Source organism: Rhizobium johnstonii 3841 (assembly GCF_000009265.1).
In the GTDB taxonomy this organism is placed as follows: Bacteria; Pseudomonadota; Alphaproteobacteria; order Rhizobiales; family Rhizobiaceae; genus Rhizobium; species Rhizobium acaciae.
Window position 1 is genome coordinate 3,934,263 of the sequence record NC_008380.1, and the last position, 19,647, is coordinate 3,953,909.

A 19,647-nucleotide genomic window follows, 5' to 3' on the forward strand; every position below is an offset into this window, starting at 1 on the left:
TCATGCTCTGGTTCATAGATTCCAGACTTTCGGCACAGGCGCACCATTGCGCAAGGCGGAAATGACGGGGATCAGGATTTTTCTGAGTGAGAAGCCGTCGGCTGCGGCAAGGCGGACGACGAGCTTGCCATTCCAAGCGCTCGCGCCGCCCATCGATCCTTCGACGAGCGGCCGGACTTTGCTAAGATAGGCTTCTAAAAGCGGCCCGGCATAAAGCAACGTCGCAAAGGCCACCTGTCCGCCGAGCACGGCCTGCCGCGCCGCCAGTGCCGCCACACCTTCGGAAAGCCTGAGCTCTTCGGCGTGGATCAGTTGACCCGAGCGGCGGATCCGCCAGCGATCGCGGAACAGCCCCGATACCACCGCCTCACCCATCGCCTTGCGGCCGAGCAGCACGGCTTCGACAGCCAGAAATTCGGCGCTCTCGTCAAGATCGACATCCAGCCGGCGGAAAAGTGCGGCCCGGTCGAAGAGGATCGTTTCCTGCGGCAGCCAGTCGACGCGGGCTTGGGCTCCGACCTTGATGCTGGTCGCCACCTCGGCGATGCCGGCCGATGCCTTGTAGATCTTCTCGCAAGCCTGAGTGGTGACGTCGATGCGCGTGCCGGGGCCGGCATCCACGCTCCAATCCATCCGATCGCCGCCCGTCAAACCGCCAGCAGTATTGATGATGACGGCTTCCATGGAGGCGTCGAAGGTATCGGGCAGGCGGATTTTCGCTGCCCCCTCCTGATAGAGTTCACGAATGCGCGTGCGGCCATCGAACAGCTTTGCCGCCAGATGCCCGCGCCCTTCCGCTCTTTGCGGTCTCGTGCCTGCCGCCGCAATCGTCATATCGTCCCTTTCGGTCGCGCCCCTGGTTTTCATTCAAGCGCGCGGATAGCGGAAAGCAAGCAATTCCTATGCCGCTCCGAGCAGGCCTTTTGGCGGCGGCGGGCGGTTTTCCAGACGCCGCGCGCTCTGCTGCAAAATGCGGCATCTGCCAGTTAGACAGTCAGACAGTCAGATGGCGGCGGGCCTCCGGCGTATCCAGCGTCTCGGCAAGCCCTTCATGCACGATTTCGCCGCGGTCCATGATGTAGACATAGTCGGCAAGCTCGCGGCAGAAATCGAGATACTGCTCGACGAGCAGGATCGCCATGCCTGTGGAGTCACGCAGATAGCGGATCGCCCGGCCGATATCCTTGATGATCGATGGCTGAATGCCCTCGGTCGGCTCGTCGAGCACGAGAATCCTAGGCCGCGTCACCATGGCCCGCCCGATCGCCAGCTGCTGCTGCTGCCCGCCAGAAAGATCGCCGCCGCGACGTGACAACATCGACTTCAGCACCGGGAAGAGACTGAAGATGTCATCGGGGATGTTGCGGTCGCGGCGGCCAAGCGGAGCAAAGCCGGTTTCGAGATTTTCCTTGACTGTCAGCAGCGGGAAGATTTCGCGCCCCTGCGGCACATAGCCGATGCCCTGCTTGGCGCGGGCAAAGGGCGGCAGGCCGTTGAGCTTGGTATCGTTGAAGGTGACGGTGCCCGCCGACAGCGGATGCTGGCCGGTAACGGCGCGCAGAAGAGAACTCTTCCCCACGCCGTTACGCCCCAGCACGCAGGTGATCTTGCCCATCTCCGCTTTGATCGAGATGCCGCGCAGCGCCTGAGCGGCGCCGTAGTGGAGGTTTGCGTTTTCGACTGTCAGCATCGGTTTCCCTTTACATTCAAACTGCTGTCGGAGCAGGCCGCTGCCCCTCATCCGGCTGCCGCCACCTTCTCCCCGCTTGCGGGGAGAAGGGAATATGCCGCGACCTGTCCGTCCCTCGTCCACCTCTCGCATGGCACGTCCCCTCGCCCCGTTTACGGGGAGAGGGTTAGGGTGAGGGGCAGCCGGCAAACACGACGCTCACCGCCCCAAATAGTTCTCGATGACCTTCGGATCCGAACTCACAAAATCGATCGACCCTTCGGCCAGCACCGATCCCTCAGCAAGGCAGGTCACCTTGACGCCGAGGTCGCGGATGAAGCCCATGTCATGTTCGACGACGACGACCGACCGGGTTTTGGCGATTTCCTTGAGCAGGATCGCAGTTTCCGCCGTCTCCGCATCGGTCATGCCGGCCACCGGTTCGTCGACCAGCAGGAGCTTCGGCTCCTGCGCCAGCAGCATGCCGATCTCCAGCCATTGCTTCTGCCCGTGCGAGAGATTGGCGGCGAATTCGTCGCGGCGATGCGTCAGCCGCACCGTTTCGAGGATCTCCTCGATGCGCGTCTTGTCCTCGCCCGAAAGCCGGTAGAACAGCGTCGAGAACACGCCGCGACGGCGGTTCAGCGCCAGCTCCAGATTGTCCCAGACCGTATGGCTTTCGAAGACGGTCGGCTTCTGGAATTTGCGACCGATGCCGAGCTGGGCGATATCGGCCTCGTCCTTCTTGGTAAGATCGATCGTGCCGTTGAAGAACACCTCGCCCTCGTCGGGCCTGGTCTTGCCGGTGATGATGTCCATCATCGTCGTCTTGCCGGCGCCGTTCGGGCCGATGATGGCGCGAAGCTCGCCGGGTTCGATGACGATCGACAGCGAATTCAGCGCCTTGAAGCCGTCGAAGGAAACCGAGACGCCGTTGAGGTAAAGCACGCTGGTGGGTTTGTCGTCGGGGATCATGGCGCTCACTCCGCTGCCTGGATTTTCGGCTCGATACCGTCTTCCTCAGCCGCCAGCGGGGTCGCCTTGGAGACGACCTTCCGCTTGCCGAGATATTGCGCAATCGTGCCGACGACACCCTTGGGCAGAAGCAGCGTGACGGCAACGAAGAGGCCACCGAGCGCGAACAGCCAGAACTCCGGGAAGAGGCCGGTGAAGATCGTCTTGCCTCCGTTGACGAGGATCGCGCCGATGATCGGCCCGATCAACGTCGCCCGCCCGCCGACCGCCGTCCAGATGACGACTTCGATCGAATTGGCAGGCGCGAATTCGCCGGGATTGATGATGCCGACCTGCGGCACGTAGAGCGCGCCGGCAATACCGGCCATCATCGCCGAGACGACGAAAGTGAAGAGCTTGAAATGCTCGACGCGGTAGCCGAGGAAGCGCGTGCGGCTTTCGGCATCGCGTACACCGACCAGCACCTTGCCGAACTTCGAGCGCACGATCGCCGAGGCGATCAGCAGCGATAGAGCCAGGAAGATCGCAGTTGCCGCAAAGAGGACTGCACGCGTGCCGTCAGCCTGGACGTTGAAACCGATAATGTCCTTGAAATCGGTAAGGCCGTTATTGCCGCCGAAGCCCATGTCGTTGCGGAAGAAGGCCAGCAGCAGCGCATAGGTCATCGCCTGGGTGATGATCGAGAGATAGACGCCGTTGACGCGTGAGCGGAAGGCAAACCAGCCGAAGACGAAGGCGAGCAGGCCGGGCACGATGAGCACCATCAGCGCCGCAAACCAGAAATGGTTGAAACCGTACCAGAACCAGGGCAGATCCTTCCAGTTCAGGAACACCATGAAGTCGGGCAGAACAGGGTCCCCATAGCTGCCGCGCGTGCCGATCTGGCGCATCAGATACATGCCCATCGCATAGCCGCCGAGCGCAAAGAAGGCACCGTGGCCGAGGGAGAGGATGCCGCAGAAGCCCCAGACGAGATCAAGCGCCAGCGCCAGCAGCGCATAGGTCAGATACTTGCCGAACAGCGACATGATATAAGTCGGCACGTGCAGCGGATTGGTCGGCCCCGTCATCAGGTTCAGGACCGGCACAAGGACGGCGACCAGAAGCAGGAGGGCGATGGCAATGACGATCTTGCGATCGAGTGATCGGAGAAGGAAGGCCGTAATCATGCTTCCACCGCCCTTCCTTTGAGTGCGAAGAGCCCGCGGGGACGCTTCTGGATGAAGAGAATGATGAGGACGAGCACCAGGATCTTGCCGAGCACGGCGCCGGCGAAGGGCTCGAGGAACTTGTTGACGACGCCGAGCGAGAGTGCGCCGACCAGCGTACCCCAGAGATTGCCGACACCGCCGAAGACGACGACCATGAAGCTGTCGATGATGTAGGATTGACCGAGGTTCGGCGAGACATTGTCGATCTGGCTGAGCGCCACGCCGGCAATGCCGGCAATGCCCGAGCCGAGCGCGAAGGTGAAGGCATCGACCCAACCGGTGCGGATGCCCATCGACGACGCCATGCGCCGGTTCTGCGTAACGGCACGCATCTGCAGGCCGAAGGCGGACCGCTTGAGCAGCAGGAGCAGCGCCACAAAGACCACCATCGAAAAGACGATGATCCACAGTCGGTTCCAGGTGATGGAGAGCCCGCCGAGATCGAAGACGCCGGACATCCAGGTCGGATTGCGGACCTCGCGGTTGGTCGGGCCGAAGATGCTGCGCACTGCCTGCTGCAGAATGAGCGACACGCCCCAGGTGGCGAGCAGCGTTTCGAGCGGCCGGCCGTAGAGATAGCGGATAACGGCGCGCTCGATCACCAGACCGACGAAGCCGGTAAAGACGAAGGCCGCAGGCACGGCAAAGGCCAGCGAATAATCGGCAAGTTCAGGAAATGCGGAGGTAATGTATTCCTGCACTACATAGGTGGTGTAGGCGCCGATCATCACCATTTCGCCATGCGCCATGTTGATGACGCCCATGACGCCGAAGGTGATGGCAAGGCCGATCGCGGCAAGCAGCAGTACCGAGCCGAGAGACAATCCGTACCAGATGTTCTGGACGATATCCCACAGCGCCAGGCTGCGATTGATGGAGCTGATATCCGCCTGGATCGCCGGCTTCAGGTCGTCGGGCGCGGTTTCGAGTGTGGTCGTGAGGATGGTCAGCGCATCGCGATTGCCGCGCGCCGCGATCGTACCGATTGCAGCCTTCTTGTCTTCGACGCTCGCATCCGTCTTGAGCAGCAGCACTGCGCGCGCCGCTTCCATCGTATTCTTGATCTCAGCGTCCTTTTCGGCCGCAATCGCCGTGTTCAGCAGGTCGAGATTGGCGGGATCGGCATCCTTCAGAAGGCCCTGCGCCGCGGCAAGCCGCGCGGAACGGTCCGGGCTCATCAGCGTCAGCTGGCTGGTGGCGGCGCCGATGACGCCGCGAAGCGCGTTGTTGATCTTGACCTTCGTCATCAGATCCGGATCGACATCGGCAACGGCTTCGCCGGTGATCGGATCGGAATAGGTTGGTTCGTCATCGGTACCGCCCTGGAGGAGAACCGGGCCGCCATCGGAATTGACGTAGAGAAGGCCGTCGCTCAACTGCTGCAGGATCTGGCTGACATGCGGATCCTTGGAAGCGACCAGCGCTTTGATGGCCGCTTCTCGTTCCGGGAAGTCGCCGACGCCGAGCGCGTCGATAAGCACGTGGATATCGTCCTGGGCCTGGACTTCGCTCGAGATTGTCAGGCCCGAAAATGCAAAGCCTGAAAATACGAGACCCGAAAATGTCAGGCAAACCGTGATGAGGAAAATCTTTATGGCGCGATACATCGGCTTTCTCGCCCTTGATAGTGTTGGCCTCGCGGCGCAATCGCTGGACGGAGCTTCCGCCCGGGATCAAACCCCGGACGGAATCCTTCAGGCAATCATCGGATCGGAGTCGTACTCAGGAGCCCTTGCCACCGCACTTGCCCGTAGCGACGTTGAAGTTGCCGCAGGACATCGGCTTGCGCCAATCGGAGATCAGATCCTTGGAGTCAGGCAGGAAATCTGACCATTCGTCGCCGACGACGGCAGGTGTCTGCTGGACGATTTCGAACTGGCCGTCAGCCTGGATTTCACCGATCAGCACCGGCTTGGTGATGTGGTGGTTCGGCATGACGGTCGCATAACCGCCGGAGAGGTTCGGAACGCTGACGCCGATAATGGTGTCGAGAACCTTGTCGGTATCGGTCGTGCCGGCAGCCTGGACGGCCTTAACCCATGCGTTGAAGCCGATATACGCAGCTTCCATCGGGTCGTTCGTCACGCGCTTGTCGTTCTTGGTGAAAGCGTGCCAGTCCTTGATGAACTTCTTGTTGGCCGGGCTTTCGACCGATTCGAAGTAGTTCCAGGCAGCGAGATGGCCGACGAGCGGCTTGGTGTCGAGGCCGGCAAGCTCTTCTTCGCCAACCGAGAAGGCGACGACAGGGATGTCTGTTGCCTTGATGCCCTTGTTGCCCAGTTCCTTGTAGAACGGAACGTTGGCATCGCCGTTGATCGTAGACACGACGGCAGTCTTCTTGCCGGTCGAACCGAATTCCTTGATCTTCGAAACTTCGGTCTGCCAGTCGGAGAAGCCGAACGGCGTGTAGTTGGTCATGATGTCTTCTTTCGGAATACCCTTCGAAATCAGGTATGCCTCGAGAATCTTGTTGGTCGTGCGCGGATAGACGTAGTCCGTACCTTCGAGAACGAAGCGCTTGACGCCTTCTTTTTCCATCAGGTAGTCGACAGCAGGAATGGCCTGCTGGTTCGGAGCAGCACCGGTGTAGAAGATGTTGCGCGAGGACTCTTCGCCTTCATACTGGACCGGGTAGAAGAGGATCGAGTTGGTCTCTTCGAAAACCGGCAGAACGGACTTGCGCGACGAGGACGTCCAGCAACCGAATACGGCGGCAACCTTGTCCTTCTGGATCAGCTCACGTGCCTTTTCGGCAAACAGCGGCCAGTCGGAAGCCGGGTCGACGACGACGGCCTCGAGCTTCTTGCCGAGAAGGCCGCCCTTCTTGTTCTGCTCGTCGATGAGCATCAGCATGGCGTCCTTGAGCGTGGTCTCGGAGATGGCCATGGTGCCGGAAAGCGAGTGCAGAATGCCGACCTTGATCGTGTCGTCGGCGGCAACCGCACCGCTGAAGGCAGCCGAGGCCGCCATGACGGCGCCGAACGCTGCGCCCGTAATAGTGGATTTGAGATTCATCTGGTTGAACTCCCCTCTTCTTGTTCCGCAACAGACCGGAAACGGAGATTAACTGTTGCTTAAAGAACTATCGGGTGCTGCAGCGCGAAAACACATACGTCGATTGACGTAGGCGCGGGGGTCAAACAGGCAGCAGGCCGGGAGAGAGGTGGCATCCCCACCGCGGGAGATGCACTGTCGATTCTCTCGGAGGAATTATCCGTCGATCGTCAAGGTGACGGATGTCGGGCCATAGGAGAGGCTCGCCTTGTGGCCGGAGACCGTGACCTTGCCGAAGGTGCCGGTCACGGCACCCGCCTTGAGGATTTCGATCTTCGTTCCGGGCGTCGGAGCATAGCCGTCGACAAGCGTCACGTCGAGGTCGCCGGCCAGCGCCGCCTTGCCCTCGACGACCAGCGTGCCTCCGCCGTTCGCGCCGAGCGCCGGCTTCGTCGAGGCATTGGCGAGCTGCTGATAATCGCCGCTGACGGTCAGCGGCCTGTCGGTCGCCAGAACCAGCGAACCACCGTTAACCGTCAGCCCGCCAAGACCGAAGGCCGACGGCGACAGGGCAACCAGCGCGCCCTCTTCCAGGACGGTGCCACCGGTATAGCTGTTGGCGCCTGACAGCCCGAGGATGCCTTCGCCGCGCTTCACCAGTCTCCCCTTGCCGGTGATGTCGTTCCGCCAGGTATCGATCGCATTGAAACCGCCCTTTGCCGCGTCCATCGTCACGGTCACCTCCTGTTCGAACGCACCGTAACCGTCGGCGGCGGCAAAGAGGTTGAGACGGCCGTAACCTTCCGCATCGTCGAGCAGCGGATAGCCGGAGGCGATCTCCGTCGTCTTCAGCACGGCGCGGCGCTGCTCGCCGTCCAGATAGGGCAGACGCGTTTCGAGAAGCGCTTCGGCGCCCTGCGGCACGCGCGCCGGCTGATCGGTCGCATAGATCGTCGGCAGGCCGTAGCTCAGGCGCTGCAGCACGTAAGCGCGATTGGCGCCATGATCGGCGAAGCGATCTGCAGCCAGCGGTGCCGCATGGGCGGCAACCTCGAGCGCGCCCGCATCCGCAACGCCGGATTTGGCGACGAGCCATGCCTGCACTTGGGCGTAAGCATCGCTCTTCAGCGCCGCATTGTCGGCCTTGTTCAGATTGTAGACGACCGTGGCGGTGCCGAGCATGCGGCCGCCCATCACGTCGAGAGGAGAATGCATGCCGGCGAGGATGCGGTCTTCACCCAACTCGCTGGCGCGCGTGATCATTTCCTGAAAGCGCTGCGGCACGAGATAGGCCATGGCGAGCGCATCCCGCCAGGCTTCCGCCGTATGCCCGCTCGGGAAACCACCGTCCTCGACCGGCTTGCCGCTTTTGGCGGGCTCCAGCGTCGGGACGACCGACACGTCCTGGCTCCAGCGGTAGGGACGGCCATATTTGAAATAGCGTTTTGCGGGCTCCGTCGAACCGTCACCGCTTGCGGCGTTGATGAAGTCGATTGCAAGGCCCATGTCGAGATTGGCATCGGTCTTGTTTTCCGTGTCCGGCTTGCTGCCGGCGCCGCGATTATTGCCCTTGTCGTCATATTTGACCGTCGTCGCGTCGGCCGCCACCTCGGTGATCGTGGTGGTCTGCTTCGAGCCGGCCTTCCAGGCATCCGTCAGCGGACCGAGGCCATCGACGATGCTGGCATTCTTGCCCCGCCTATCATCGAGATAGGCGGCCACCGCCTGGTCGACCGTCCGCGCCCGTGTCGCATTGACGACATAGGCAATGTTGGCGTCGTGGACGGCCTGGTTGACGATATGGCCGTCGGTCTTGCTGGAAGGAATACCATCCCAATCCGTCTTGGCGACCGCCGGGCAATTGTCCTTGGCCGGGGCTTCGACGCCGGCATCGACGAAAGGAGTGCGCGGGGTCCAGATTTCCAGGAAGCCGGAGAGAAGGTGAACGGCGGCGTTGGTGTCCACCGTCGAGAAGCAGGCGTCACCACGCTTGTTGGTGTTTCCGGCCTGCGCATAAGGCGCTTTCGCCGCCGTGGCCTGCTCGGCGCTGGCAAGCGATGGCACGATGGAAAGAAGGCAGACGAGGGCAGTGCTCAGCCGGCAAAGGCTTAAAACAGACATGGTGATACCCCAAATGGTTGAAGGAACGCCGGGAGAGTTAGAGCTCTCATGTGACAGATCAATTGCAAAAATATTGCCATTCTGTGAACCAGCCGGTGCCCGCCTCTTGCCTTTCCCAACCATCCCGCCAAAACTGCCGGAGAGACGATGAGCCCAACCGGAATGCCCGGAAAGGAAGACATGGCAGCGCGCCAACGCATCATTCCGGTGAGACGCGAATATAATCGCTGGGTCGCCAACCAGACGCTGGAAGATTACGCGCTGCGCTTCACTGCCAAGAGCGCCCGCCATTTCTCCTCGCAGCGCATCTCGCAGACGGCGATCGGCGCGATCTCTTTCCTGGCGCTGGAGGCGATCGGCGGCGCGATCACCCTCTCCTACGGCACCACCAACGCCTTTTACGCCATCATCGTCGCCTCGATCGCCATGCTGGCGATCGGCCTGCCGATCAGCCGCTACGCCATCCGCCACGGCGTCGACATCGATCTGCTGACGCGCGGCGCGGGCTTCGGCTATATCGGCTCGACCATCACCTCGCTGATCTATGCGAGCTTCACCTTCATGCTGTTTGCGATCGAGGCATCGATCATGTCCGGGGCGCTGGAGCTCACCCTCGGCATCCCGCTCTGGATCGGCTACATCATTAGCGCCGTCATGGTGATCCCGCTGGTGACGCACGGCGTGCGGCTGATCAGCAAGTTCCAGCTGATGACCCAGCCCTTCTGGATCGTGCTGAATATCCTTCCCTTCATCTTCATCGCCTTGTTGGACTGGGAAAAATTCGATCTCTGGCGCGCCTTTGCCGGCATCCGCCATGCCTCCGGCCCGCCCGGCACCATCGCCGAATTCAATCTGGTGGAGTTCGGCGCTGCCTCCGCCGTCATCCTGGCGCTGATGTCGCAGATCGGCGAACAGGCCGACTTCCTGCGCTTCCTGCCGCCGGACCCGCAGCGCAAGTGGCGCCACCGCCTGGCGATCTTTCTCGCCGGGCCTGGCTGGGTCATCATCGGCGCGCCGAAGTTGCTTGCTGGTTCATTTCTGGTCGTGCTGACCTTCACCTCGGGCGTCCCCCTCGATCGCGCCGCAGACCCGGCTCAGATGTATCTGACCGCCTTCGGCTACATGGTCCCCTGGCATAATGGCGCGCTGCTGTTGATGGCCGCCTTCGTCGTCGTCTCGCAGCTGAAAATCAACGTGATGAACGCCTATGCCGGTTCGCTCGCCTGGTCGAACTTCTTCTCGCGGCTGACCCACAGCCATCCCGGCCGCGTCATCTGGCTGGTGTTCAACGTCGCAATCGCCCTGCTTTTGATGGAACTCGGCATCTACCGGCTGCTGGAGGAGACGCTCGGCATCTTCTCGATCATCGCCATGGCCTGGCTCTGCACCATCTCCGCCGATCTCTTCATCAACAAGCCGCTGGGGCTGGCTCCTCCCGGCATCGAGTTCAAGCGCGCGCACCTCTACGACATCAACCCGGTCGGCCTCGGCGCCATGACGCTGTCGGCGACGGTGTCGCTGATCGCTCATTTCGGCGCCTTCGGCGAGATCGCCGCCTCGCTCGCTCCCTATATCACCCTCGTCATCGCGCTGGTCGCCTCGCCTGTCATCGCCTGGGCGACCAAAGGCAAGTTCTATCTCGCCCGCAAGCCGCGCCAGAGCTGGAAAAACCTGACGAACATCACCTGCTCGGTCTGCGAGCATCCCTTTGAGCCAGAGGACATGGCCTGGTGCCCGGCCTATGCCGCGCCGATCTGCTCGCTCTGCTGCTCGCTCGACAGCCGCTGCCACGACATGTGCAAGCCGGCCGCCCGTTTCAACGCGCAGGTCGGCACCGTCGCCAAGGCGCTGTTGCCGGAAGCCATTCTGGGGAAGCTGACGACGCGCCTTGGCCGCTACGGCATCGCCGTCGTGCTGGCATTGACCGCCATCGGCGCAATCCTGGCGATGATCGCCCATCAGGTCGCCTCCGCCTCGCCCGAGACGGGCGAGGTCGTCAATCGCACCATCCTCATCGTCTTCTTCGTCTTCTCGGTGATCTCAGGCGTCGTCTGCTGGTTCTATGTGCTCGCCCATGACAGCCGCGTCGTTGCCGAAGAGGAATCCTCACGCCAGAACACGCTGCTGCTCAAGGAAATCGCCGCCCACAAGAAGACCGACGCTGCCTTGCAGAACGCCAAGGAGACGGCCGAGGCCGCCAACCGCGCCAAGAGCCGCTATGTCGTCGGGCTCAGCCATGAATTACGCACGCCGCTGAACGCCGTGCTCGGCTACGCCCAGATCCTCGAACGCGACGAGACCATCCCGGCGCCGCGCCAATCCTCGATCAAGGTCATCCGCCGCAGCGCCGAACACCTCTCCGGGCTGATCGACGGCCTGCTCGATATCTCCAAGATCGAAGCCGGCCGCCTGCAGGTCTATTCCAACGAGATCAACATCCAGGATTTCCTCGACCAGATCGTCGATATGTTCCGCCCGCAGGCGCAGGCAAAGGGGCTTGCCTTCATCCATGAGCGCGCGCCGGCCTTGCCGCAATTCGTCCGCACCGACGAAAAGCGCCTGCGCCAGATCCTGGTCAACCTGCTCTCCAATGCCATCAAGTTCACTGACGAGGGCAGCGTCACGTTCGATGTCGGCTATCGCAGCCAGGTCGCGACCTTCACCGTTGCCGATACCGGCCGCGGCATCACGGAGAAAGACCTGCCCCGTATCTACGAACCCTTCCAGCGCGGTGAGGCCGAAAGCGTGCGGCCGATGCCGGGACTCGGCCTCGGCCTCACCATCACCCGGCTTTTGACCAATACGCTGGGTGGCGAGATCTCGGTTGCAAGCGTGAAGGACGAAGGCTCGACCTTCCGCGTCCGGCTGATGCTGTCCGCCGTCATGCGTGCCGTGGCCGCCGCGCCGCAGGAGAAGCGCATTGTCGGTTATGACGGCCCGCGCCGCACGGTCGTCGTCGTTGACGATAACGAGGACCACCGCGAGATGATGCGCGAGATCCTGGCGCCGCTCGATTTCATCGTGCTGACGGCGGCAGGCGGCGGCGAATGCCTGACGCTGATCGAGGGCATCATGCCGGACCTTTTCCTCGTCGATATTTTGATGCCCGGCATGAACGGCTGGCAGCTCGTCTCGCGTCTGCGTGAGGCCGGCCAGACGGCGCCGGTGCTGATGCTGTCGGCCAATATCGGTGATGCGGCCGTTCTCAGCGACAGCGACGACAGCCACAATGATGCGATCGGCAAGCCGGTCGACATCCGCCAGCTGCGCGACAAGCTCGCCCTGCATCTCGGCGTGACATGGATCTATGCCGATGCCACGCCAGCCGTTCCGGTCAAGATCGAAGCGCCGATGCTGAGCCCAGGTGCTGCCCATGTGCAGGAATTGCTGCGGCTCGGCGAGATCGGCTATATCAGAGGCATTGAAGCCAAGCTTTCGGACCTTGCCAAGGTGGAGGCAAATCAGCCATTCACGGAGGAACTTCGCGCCTATGTCGCCGCCTTCGATCTCGCCGGCTTCATGACCTTCCTGCACGACTTCGACGAAAAGGTGGAATCCATTGGCTGAGCCGGCCCTCCCCCGCGACATCGTTCTGCTCGTCGACGACTCCGCCGAAGCCCTCGGCTTCATGACCGACGCGCTCGAACAATCCGGCTTCTCCGTGCTGATCGCCACATCGGGCACGGCGGCACTTGGTATCGTCGAGCGCATCACGCCCGATCTTATCCTGCTCGACGCGGTGATGCCGGGTATGGATGGCTTCGAGACCTGCCGCCGGCTGAAGGCGAATGCCGCGGTGGCGCAGGTGCCTGTCGTCTTCATGACCGGCCTGACCGAGACCGAGCATGTCGTGCACGCGCTGGAATCCGGCGGCGTCGATTATCTCAGCAAGCCGATCAACATCGATGAACTGCGTGCCCGCATCCGTGTTCATTTGCGCAACGCTCGCTCGGCCCAAAGCGCCCGCATCGCCCTGGACGCAGCCGGCCGCCATCTGCTGGCAGTCAAGGGCGACGGCGCCATCCACTGGTCAACGCCGCAAGCGACACGGCTGGTCAATGCCGCCATGGGCAGCGACGACGGCATGGAAATCGTCGCCCGCCATATCGCCGGCTGGATGCGCGACCGCGTCGCCGCGGTGCGCGACGGCATCATCTCGATCGCCCATGCCGGCCAGGCGGCGCTGCAGCTCGCCTTCCTCGGCGCAATCGGCCCTGACGAATATCTCTTCCGCCTCACCGCCGCCAGTCAGCGCAGCGACGACGAGGTGCTGCGCCAGCGCTTCTCGCTCACCCAGCGCGAATCCGAAGTGCTGCTCTGGATCGCCAAGGGCAAGGCCAACCGCGACATCGGCGAAATATTGGGACTGTCGGCGCGGACGGTGAACAAACACCTCGAACAGATTTACGTGAAGCTCGGCGTCGAGAACCGCGCCTCGGCCGCCGTGAAAGCCACGCACGTGCTGTACGAGATGTAAGAGGGTGATGGAGGCTGGTTCCGTCGCGCTGCCGAGATGCCGTGGGACCATGACGGTCTCCATCCGCCGAAGCGCCTCCGGCACATCAGGTTCCGCCTCGTAAACGTCAAGCCCACCCCCGGATCGTACCGTTTTTCGCCGTCAGCAACCCCTCCAGCGAAGCGAGCTGCCGGGCGCCATAACGTGCCGTCTTCGGGGGATCGATCGATGAGCGATTGCGGCACGGTAGCCAGGCCGGAGTTGAACACACCCGCCAAAAAAAGAAGCCCGGTCGGAACCGGGCTTCGATAATCATGTCCCATAAAGGGAAGCGAGGCTTACATGCCCTGCGGGAAGTAGCTGTACTTGCCGTCCGGACCCTTCTTCCATTCATACATGATGTAGCCAGGAATCTTCGGGTCGCCCTTTTCGTCGAACGAAATGTCGCCGAGAACCGTCGGGAACGGGCCCTTTTCCTTCATGGCCTTGGCAACGGCCTCAGGATCCAGCGAACCGGCAGCCTTGGCGGCCCCGGCGATCGTCTGCATCGCAGCGTAGGAATAGAGCGTGTAGGCTTCCGGATTGAAACCAGCGGCCTTGAACTTTTCGACGAGTTCCTTGTTGGCAGGGTTCGCCGTCGGATCGGGGCCGAAGGTGTTCAGCGTACCGGCGACGGCGTCGCCAGCGATCGAGGCCAGTTCGTTCGAAACGATACCGTCGCCCGAAACCAGCGTCGCCTTCAGGCCCTGGTCGGCCGCCTGGCGGATGATAAGACCGGCTTCGGTGTGCAGACCACCCCAATAGATGATCGAGACGCCGGCTTCCTTCATCTTGGCGATGAGGGCCGAGAAGTCCTTGTCGCCGACGTTGATGCCTTCGTATATGACTTCCGTGACGCCGGCGGCATTCATAGCCTTCTTGGTTTCGTCGGCAAGGCCCTGACCGTAGGGGGTCTTGTCGTGAACGACAGCGATCTTGGCGTCCTTGAAGTGATCGGCAAGATATTTGCCGGCGATGGCACCCTGCTGGTCGTCACGGCCGCAGGTGCGGAACGTGTTCCAGAGGCCGCGCTCCGTGAAGGTCGGGTTCGTCGCAGCCGGGGTGATTTCGAGGATGCCGTTTTCGGCATAGACTTCCGAAGCCGGGATCGAAACGCCCGAGTTGAAGTGGCCGATGACAAACTTGACGCCGTCAGCAGCGAACTTGTTGGCGACCGAAATGCCCTGCTTCGGGTCGGAGACGTCGTCGCCGAGCTCGATCTTGATCTGCTCGCCGTTGATGCCGCCAGCCGCGTTGATGTCGGCGGCTGCCTGTTCAGCACCCTTCTGGAGCTGAGCGCCGAACGCGGCGTTCGGGCCAGTCAGCGGACCAGCGACAGCGATGAGAACGTCGGCCCATGCGTTGCCGCTGAAGGCGACCATCGCCGTCAGAGCCACTGCCGACAGAAGAGACTTCTTCATATTATTACTCCCAATTTTTGGGCGGGTTCCGGTCCAAGGCCCAGCGCACTACCCACCATTGACTGCGCCAGGAAAGCTGTTCCACTCGGAAGGCAATTCATGCCTAGTTTCAACGGACTGTCAATGTTTGTCCTTCCACGAAAACGCGGAAGTTTTTTCGTACAGCCAGTAATAGTTGTTAACCATCTGATTGGTGCGGCGGTAGCGGAAGCCGGCCGTCGAGAACACCAGCAGCGTCACGAAGTCGAGGATATAGTAGAAGGCGTTGAGCATCGGCCCATTGAACAGGGCGTGATGCAGGAACTGCATCGCCCAGGCGAGCAGAAATGTATAGACGATGACCAGCGGATAATCGCTCCAGCCCTCGGCAACCGCTTTGCCGGCGCGCCAGGCCGTCCAGAAGCCTAAGAACAAGACGATGACACGGATCGCCACAAGGGGGCCGGCATCCGCTTCGAAGAAAAGTCCCTGCATGTCAAACTCTCCTTTCGACCTAGTGTCTTCCGCCTTCGAGATAGGCGGCGCGGACCTCGGGATTGGCAAGAAGCTCCTTGCCGGAGCCGCTCATCGTCACCTTGCCGTTCACCATCACGTAGGCGCGGTGAGAAAGCCTGAGGGCGGCGAACGCGTTCTGCTCGACGAGGAAAACGGTCAGCCCCTCCGCCTCGTTGAGCTTCCTGATCGCCTCGAAGATGCCCTTGACGATCAGCGGCGCAAGACCGAGCGAGGGTTCGTCCAGAAGCAGCAGCTTCGGGCGCGCCATCAGCGCGCGGCCGATCGACAGCATCTGCTGCTCGCCGCCCGAAAGTGTTCCACCCCGCTGGGCGTGACGTTCCTTGAGGCGCGGGAAGAGCGTGAAGATCTTCTCGACGTCTTCGGCGAAGTGTTTCAGATTATCGAGGCCAGCGCCCATCTGAAGATTTTCCAGAACCGTCATTCGCGGGAAGATGCGGCGGCCCTCCGGCGACTGTGCAATGCGCAGACGGGCGATTTCATGCGTCGGCATGCGGGTGATGTCGCGGCCCTCGAAGACCACCGAACCGGTGCGGGCCTGCGGGCTGCCGCAGATCGTCATCATCAGTGTCGACTTGCCGGCGCCGTTGGCGCCGATCAGGCTGACGATCTCGCCCTTGTTGACGTGGACATCGACGCCGGCCAGCGCCCGGATATTGCCGTAGTAGGTTTCGACGCCATTCACCTGAAGGAGCGGTTGACCCGTCATTACTTCATCGCCCATCAGTTTGCGCCTCCTTCGAGCTGCTCGACGGCTGCGATCACCTCTTCCACTTCTTCATCCTCGACACCGAGATAGGCCGCGATGACCCGCGGATCGTTCTTCACGTGATCCGGTGTGCCATCGGAAATCTTCTGACCATATTCGAGGACGACGACGTGGTCGGAGATTTCCATGACTACAGACATGTCGTGCTCGATCAGCAGGATCGACGTTCCGGTTTCGGCGCGAATGCTCTTCAGCAGCGCGTTGAGCGTTGCCGATTCCCGTGGGTTGAGGCCGGCAGCCGGTTCATCCAGGCAAAGCAGCTCCGGGCCGGTGCACATGGCGCGGGCGATTTCGAGACGCCGCTGGGCGCCGTAGGGCAAATCGCCGGCGGGGTCGTCGGCGCGGTCGATCAGGTCGGCCTTCTCAAGCCAGAAACGGGCAAGCTCGATCGCCTCGGCCGCTTCCCGCTTGTAGGGGCCGACACCGATAAGGCCGAGGATCGTATAACCCGATGCCTTCATCAGCTTGTTGTGCTGGGCAACCAGCAGGTTTTCGAGAACGGTCAGGCCGGAGAACAGCCGGATATTCTGGAAGGTACGCGCGACCCTGGCTTCCTTGGTGATGCGAAAGTCCGGCAGGCGCTCCAGCAGGTATTGCTTGCCGCTCTTCTGGTTGAACGTGATCATGCCCATCGTAGGCTTGTAGAAGCCGGTGATGCAGTTGAAGACGGTGGTCTTGCCGGCGCCGTTCGGCCCGATCAGCGCGGTGATATCGCCACGCTTGGCTTCGAAGGAGAAGTCGTTGATGGCCATCAGGCCGCCGAACTTCATCGACAGGTGTTCGACCTTGAGAAGAGTGTCGTCAGACATCGTATTCGTTACGGGGCTCATCAACCATGGCCCTCCTTGATGAAGCTTCCGGATATCGCCTTGCGTTCTCTGAGGAAGGCTGTCGGCTCACGCGAGCCGACGAAGCCGCGCGGCTTGAACAGCATGACGACGACCATGGCGAGGCCGAAGATCAACATGCGGTAGAGTTCCGGCGTAAAATCTGGTCCGAAGATGAGTTTTAGGAAGCTCATCTCGCGCAGCAACTCGGTGCCGCCGACCATGACGATGGCGGCGATCGCGATGCCGGTCAACGACCCCATGCCGCCAAGAACGACGATGGCGAGAATGACGGCCGATTCCAGGAAGACGAAGGATTCCGGCGAGACGAAGCCCTGGCGGGCGGCAAAGAACGAGCCAGCGAAACCGGCAAACATCGCACCTGTCGCAAAGGCGGTGAGCTTGGTCGTCACCGTGTTGATGCCGAGTGAACGGCAGGCGATCTCATCTTCACGCAAAGCTTCCCAGGCGCGTCCGATCGGCATGCGGCGCAGCCGGATGGTGACATAGGCCGTCAGCATGCAGAGCGCCAGGATCAAATAGAACAGGAAGATCTTGTAATAGGCCGAGGAGATCGGCAGGTGAAAGAGCTTGGCAAAGCCGCCGGCCGTCGCATCGAAGGGAATGCCGAAGAGTGTTGCCTTCGGGATGCTCGAGATACCGAAGGTGCCCTTCGTCACGTCAGTCCAGTTGATGAGGACGAGACGAATGATTTCACCGAAGGCAAGCGTCACGATGGCGAGGTAATCGCCGCGCAGGCGCAGCACCGGGAAGCCGAGAATGACGCCCCAGAGTGCGGCGAAGATGCCCGAAAGCGGCAGCAGCACCCAGAAGGACAGGCCGAAATAGCTCGAAAGCAGCGCGTAGGAATAAGCGCCGACGGCATAGAAGGCGACATAGCCGAGGTCGAGCAGGCCGGCGAGGCCGACGACGATGTTCAGCCCCCAGGCGAGCATCACATAGATCAGGATCTGGATGCCGAAATTGTCGACATATGTCAGCGAGCCCTGAGGGCCTTTGATCGCCACCACCACCATGGGATAAAGCAGCAGCGCGATCAGCGCGATCTTCAGGAAATGCCGGTGGAAGAAGCTCTTCTCTGTCGAGATGTCGAGCTCGCCCTCGCGCGCCTTGCTGAGCTTGCGGCGGTCGATATTCGGCCTGATGAAAACGACCATGGCGAAGCGGCCGATGGCGGCGACCGCGACGAAGATCGCAAGCAGGCCCCAGCGCTGGACAATGATCAACTCGTTGCTGATGTTCTGGTCGGTCTTGAGGCCGACATAGAGAACGAACATACCGAACGACAGGACGGCGGCGAAAAGAGCTTCGGTAAGGCCTTTGCGGACAAGTCCGGCATCGGGCTTGCCTGCAGAATTTTCGATGTTTGCCATGACGTTATACCTTCTCGACTTCCGGCCGCCCGAGGATGCCGGTCGGCTTGAAGATCAACACGAAAGCCAGGATCGCAAAGGTCGCGACGTCCTTGTAGGCGATGGTGAAGTATGCCGACCACAGCGACTCGATAAGGCCGATAAGGAGGCCGCCGAAGACGGCGCCGGGCAACGAACCGATACCGCCGAGAACAGCTGCCGTGAAGGCCTTCACACCAGGCGTGAAGCCGTCGTTAAACGAGGCGACACCATAATACATCAGGTACATCGTCCCGGCCACGGCTGCGAGTGCCGCACCCATAACGAAAGTGATGGAGATCGTCTGGTCGACGTTGACGCCGAGCAGCGCCGCCATCTTGCGATCCTGCTCAGTGGCGCGCTGGGCACGGCCGAGTGCCGTACGATTGACGATGTACCAGAAGATCGTCAGCAGCACTGCGGTGATCACGATGATGATAATCTGCTTCAGCGACACCGAGATGTTGCCGAACTGGTAGACCGAGCTCACCATCGGCGGGATCGGCTTGTTGCGTGGACCCTGCGTCACCTGGATGAAGTTGGACAGCGTGATCGACATGCCGATCGCGGTAATCAGCGGCGCCAGGCGGAAGGACCCGCGCAGGGGCCGGTATGCGACCCGCTCGATCGTCCAATTCCACAAACTCGTCATCAGCATCGCAACGACCAGCATCACCAGCAGCAGAACGGCCACCGGGAGACCTGCGAAGATGGATGTGAGGACGAGGAAGACGATAAGAGCGGCGAATCCACCGAGCATGAAGATGTCGCCATGGGCGAAATTGATCATGCCGATAATGCCGTAAACCATCGTATAGCCAATAGCCACGAGGCCATAGATGGATCCGAGCGTCAGCCCGTTTAAGAGCTGCTGGACGAAATACTCCATATGTCGTTTTCCCCTGGATGCGAGCAAAACATGCTGCATCTCTTTTTGGTTCTTTGGTTCCCCGTTTCAGGGAACCTCATAGGCCGAATGCATAGCGGTTTCATTGAAAATGTGAAGACAAAAAGGATTTACTCCGACAGATTCTTCCGGAAACAGGGTTAACTGGCGCATTTTGAACCAAAATCCACAGAAAAACGGCAGAGCGGGGCCTATTTTTCACCAGAAACTGCCACCGGGTTAACCATCCGGAGATGTTGCCGTCGATTTCCTGCGCGGCTTGCTGCGTAAGCTATTCCACAGAATTGGAAGATGGAGCAAATTGCGACCCCAAGGCAGCCCCTTTGACGAATG

General features: G+C 61.4%; 14 protein-coding genes and 2 pseudogenes. 2 read left to right on the plus strand and 14 right to left on the minus strand.

Annotation, left to right across the window (positions count from 1 at the left end; all coding sequences use genetic code 11):
• Positions 1–12 precede the first annotated feature (12 nt).
• From RL_RS19270 to RL_RS19300, 7 genes and pseudogenes are all read right to left on the minus strand, one after another.
• Positions 13–834 (minus strand): urease accessory protein UreD, encoded by an 822-nt coding sequence (locus RL_RS19270; RefSeq protein ID WP_011653189.1) that lies wholly within the window; start codon positions 832–834, stop codon positions 13–15.
• A gap of 160 nt (positions 835–994) precedes the next feature.
• Positions 995–1,690 (minus strand): urea ABC transporter ATP-binding subunit UrtE, encoded by a 696-nt coding sequence (urtE, locus tag RL_RS19275; protein ID WP_003542323.1) that lies wholly within the window; start codon positions 1,688–1,690, stop codon positions 995–997.
• Positions 1,691–1,888: 198 nt separating this feature from the next.
• Entirely contained in the window at positions 1,889–2,644 is a 756-nt protein-coding gene (urtD, locus tag RL_RS19280) for an urea ABC transporter ATP-binding protein UrtD (protein WP_041936434.1), read from the minus strand.
• Positions 2,645–2,748: 104 nt separating this feature from the next.
• Positions 2,749–3,813: pseudogene (gene urtC / locus RL_RS19285) on the minus strand (urea ABC transporter permease subunit UrtC); the annotation flags it as partial.
• Positions 3,810–5,462: an urea ABC transporter permease subunit UrtB gene (gene urtB, locus RL_RS19290; protein ID WP_011653192.1), complete on the minus strand. Its 1,653-nt coding sequence runs from the start codon at positions 5,460–5,462 to the stop codon at positions 3,810–3,812. The pseudogene urtC and the gene urtB, both read right to left, overlap by 4 nt.
• A 115-nt stretch (positions 5,463–5,577) precedes the next feature.
• Positions 5,578–6,870 carry an urea ABC transporter substrate-binding protein gene (gene urtA, locus RL_RS19295; RefSeq protein ID WP_011653193.1) on the minus strand — a complete coding sequence of 431 codons (1,293 nt, stop codon included), beginning with the start codon at positions 6,868–6,870 and terminating at the stop codon, positions 5,578–5,580.
• Positions 6,871–7,065: 195 nt separating this feature from the next.
• Positions 7,066–8,970: an acid phosphatase gene (locus tag RL_RS19300; RefSeq protein WP_041936435.1), complete on the minus strand. Its 1,905-nt coding sequence runs from the start codon at positions 8,968–8,970 to the stop codon at positions 7,066–7,068.
• A gap of 180 nt (positions 8,971–9,150) precedes the next feature.
• On the opposite strand from RL_RS19300, the gene RL_RS19305 reads away from it, so the two are divergent.
• Complete coding sequence (locus tag RL_RS19305; protein WP_011653195.1) at positions 9,151–12,537, plus strand: hybrid sensor histidine kinase/response regulator; 3,387 nt, start codon at positions 9,151–9,153, stop codon at positions 12,535–12,537.
• On the plus strand, positions 12,530–13,447 hold the full coding sequence (locus tag RL_RS19310) for a response regulator transcription factor (protein WP_011653196.1): 918 nt from the start codon (positions 12,530–12,532) through the stop codon (positions 13,445–13,447). Before RL_RS19305 ends, RL_RS19310 begins: the two co-directional genes overlap by 8 nt.
• A gap of 18 nt (positions 13,448–13,465) precedes the next feature.
• Here RL_RS19310 and RL_RS40615 read toward each other — a convergent pair.
• From RL_RS40615 to RL_RS19340, 7 genes and pseudogenes are all read right to left on the minus strand, one after another.
• Positions 13,466–13,664, minus strand: a pseudogene (locus RL_RS40615) (D-glycerate dehydrogenase); the annotation flags it as partial.
• A gap of 100 nt (positions 13,665–13,764) precedes the next feature.
• On the minus strand, positions 13,765–14,886 hold the full coding sequence (locus RL_RS19315; RefSeq protein ID WP_003542332.1) for a branched-chain amino acid ABC transporter substrate-binding protein: 1,122 nt from the start codon (positions 14,884–14,886) through the stop codon (positions 13,765–13,767).
• 120 nt (positions 14,887–15,006) lie between these two features.
• Positions 15,007–15,360 (minus strand): DUF6867 family protein, encoded by a 354-nt coding sequence (locus RL_RS19320; RefSeq protein WP_011653197.1) that lies wholly within the window; start codon positions 15,358–15,360, stop codon positions 15,007–15,009.
• Positions 15,361–15,379: 19 nt separating this feature from the next.
• Entirely contained in the window at positions 15,380–16,123 is a 744-nt protein-coding gene (locus RL_RS19325) for an ABC transporter ATP-binding protein (protein WP_003542336.1), read from the minus strand.
• Entirely contained in the window at positions 16,123–16,998 is an 876-nt protein-coding gene (locus RL_RS19330) for an ABC transporter ATP-binding protein (RefSeq protein WP_028743284.1), read from the minus strand. Before RL_RS19330 ends, RL_RS19325 begins: the two co-directional genes overlap by 1 nt.
• Positions 16,998–18,389: a high-affinity branched-chain amino acid ABC transporter permease LivM gene (gene livM / locus RL_RS19335; protein ID WP_011653199.1), complete on the minus strand. Its 1,392-nt coding sequence runs from the start codon at positions 18,387–18,389 to the stop codon at positions 16,998–17,000. The genes RL_RS19330 and livM overlap by 1 nt, the downstream gene beginning before the upstream one ends.
• Positions 18,390–18,393: 4 nt before the next feature.
• The gene (locus RL_RS19340) at positions 18,394–19,296 is read right to left on the minus strand and encodes a branched-chain amino acid ABC transporter permease (protein ID WP_003542342.1); all 903 of its coding nucleotides are present in this window, start codon (positions 19,294–19,296) and stop codon (positions 18,394–18,396) included.
• Positions 19,297–19,647: the final 351 nt, after the last annotated feature.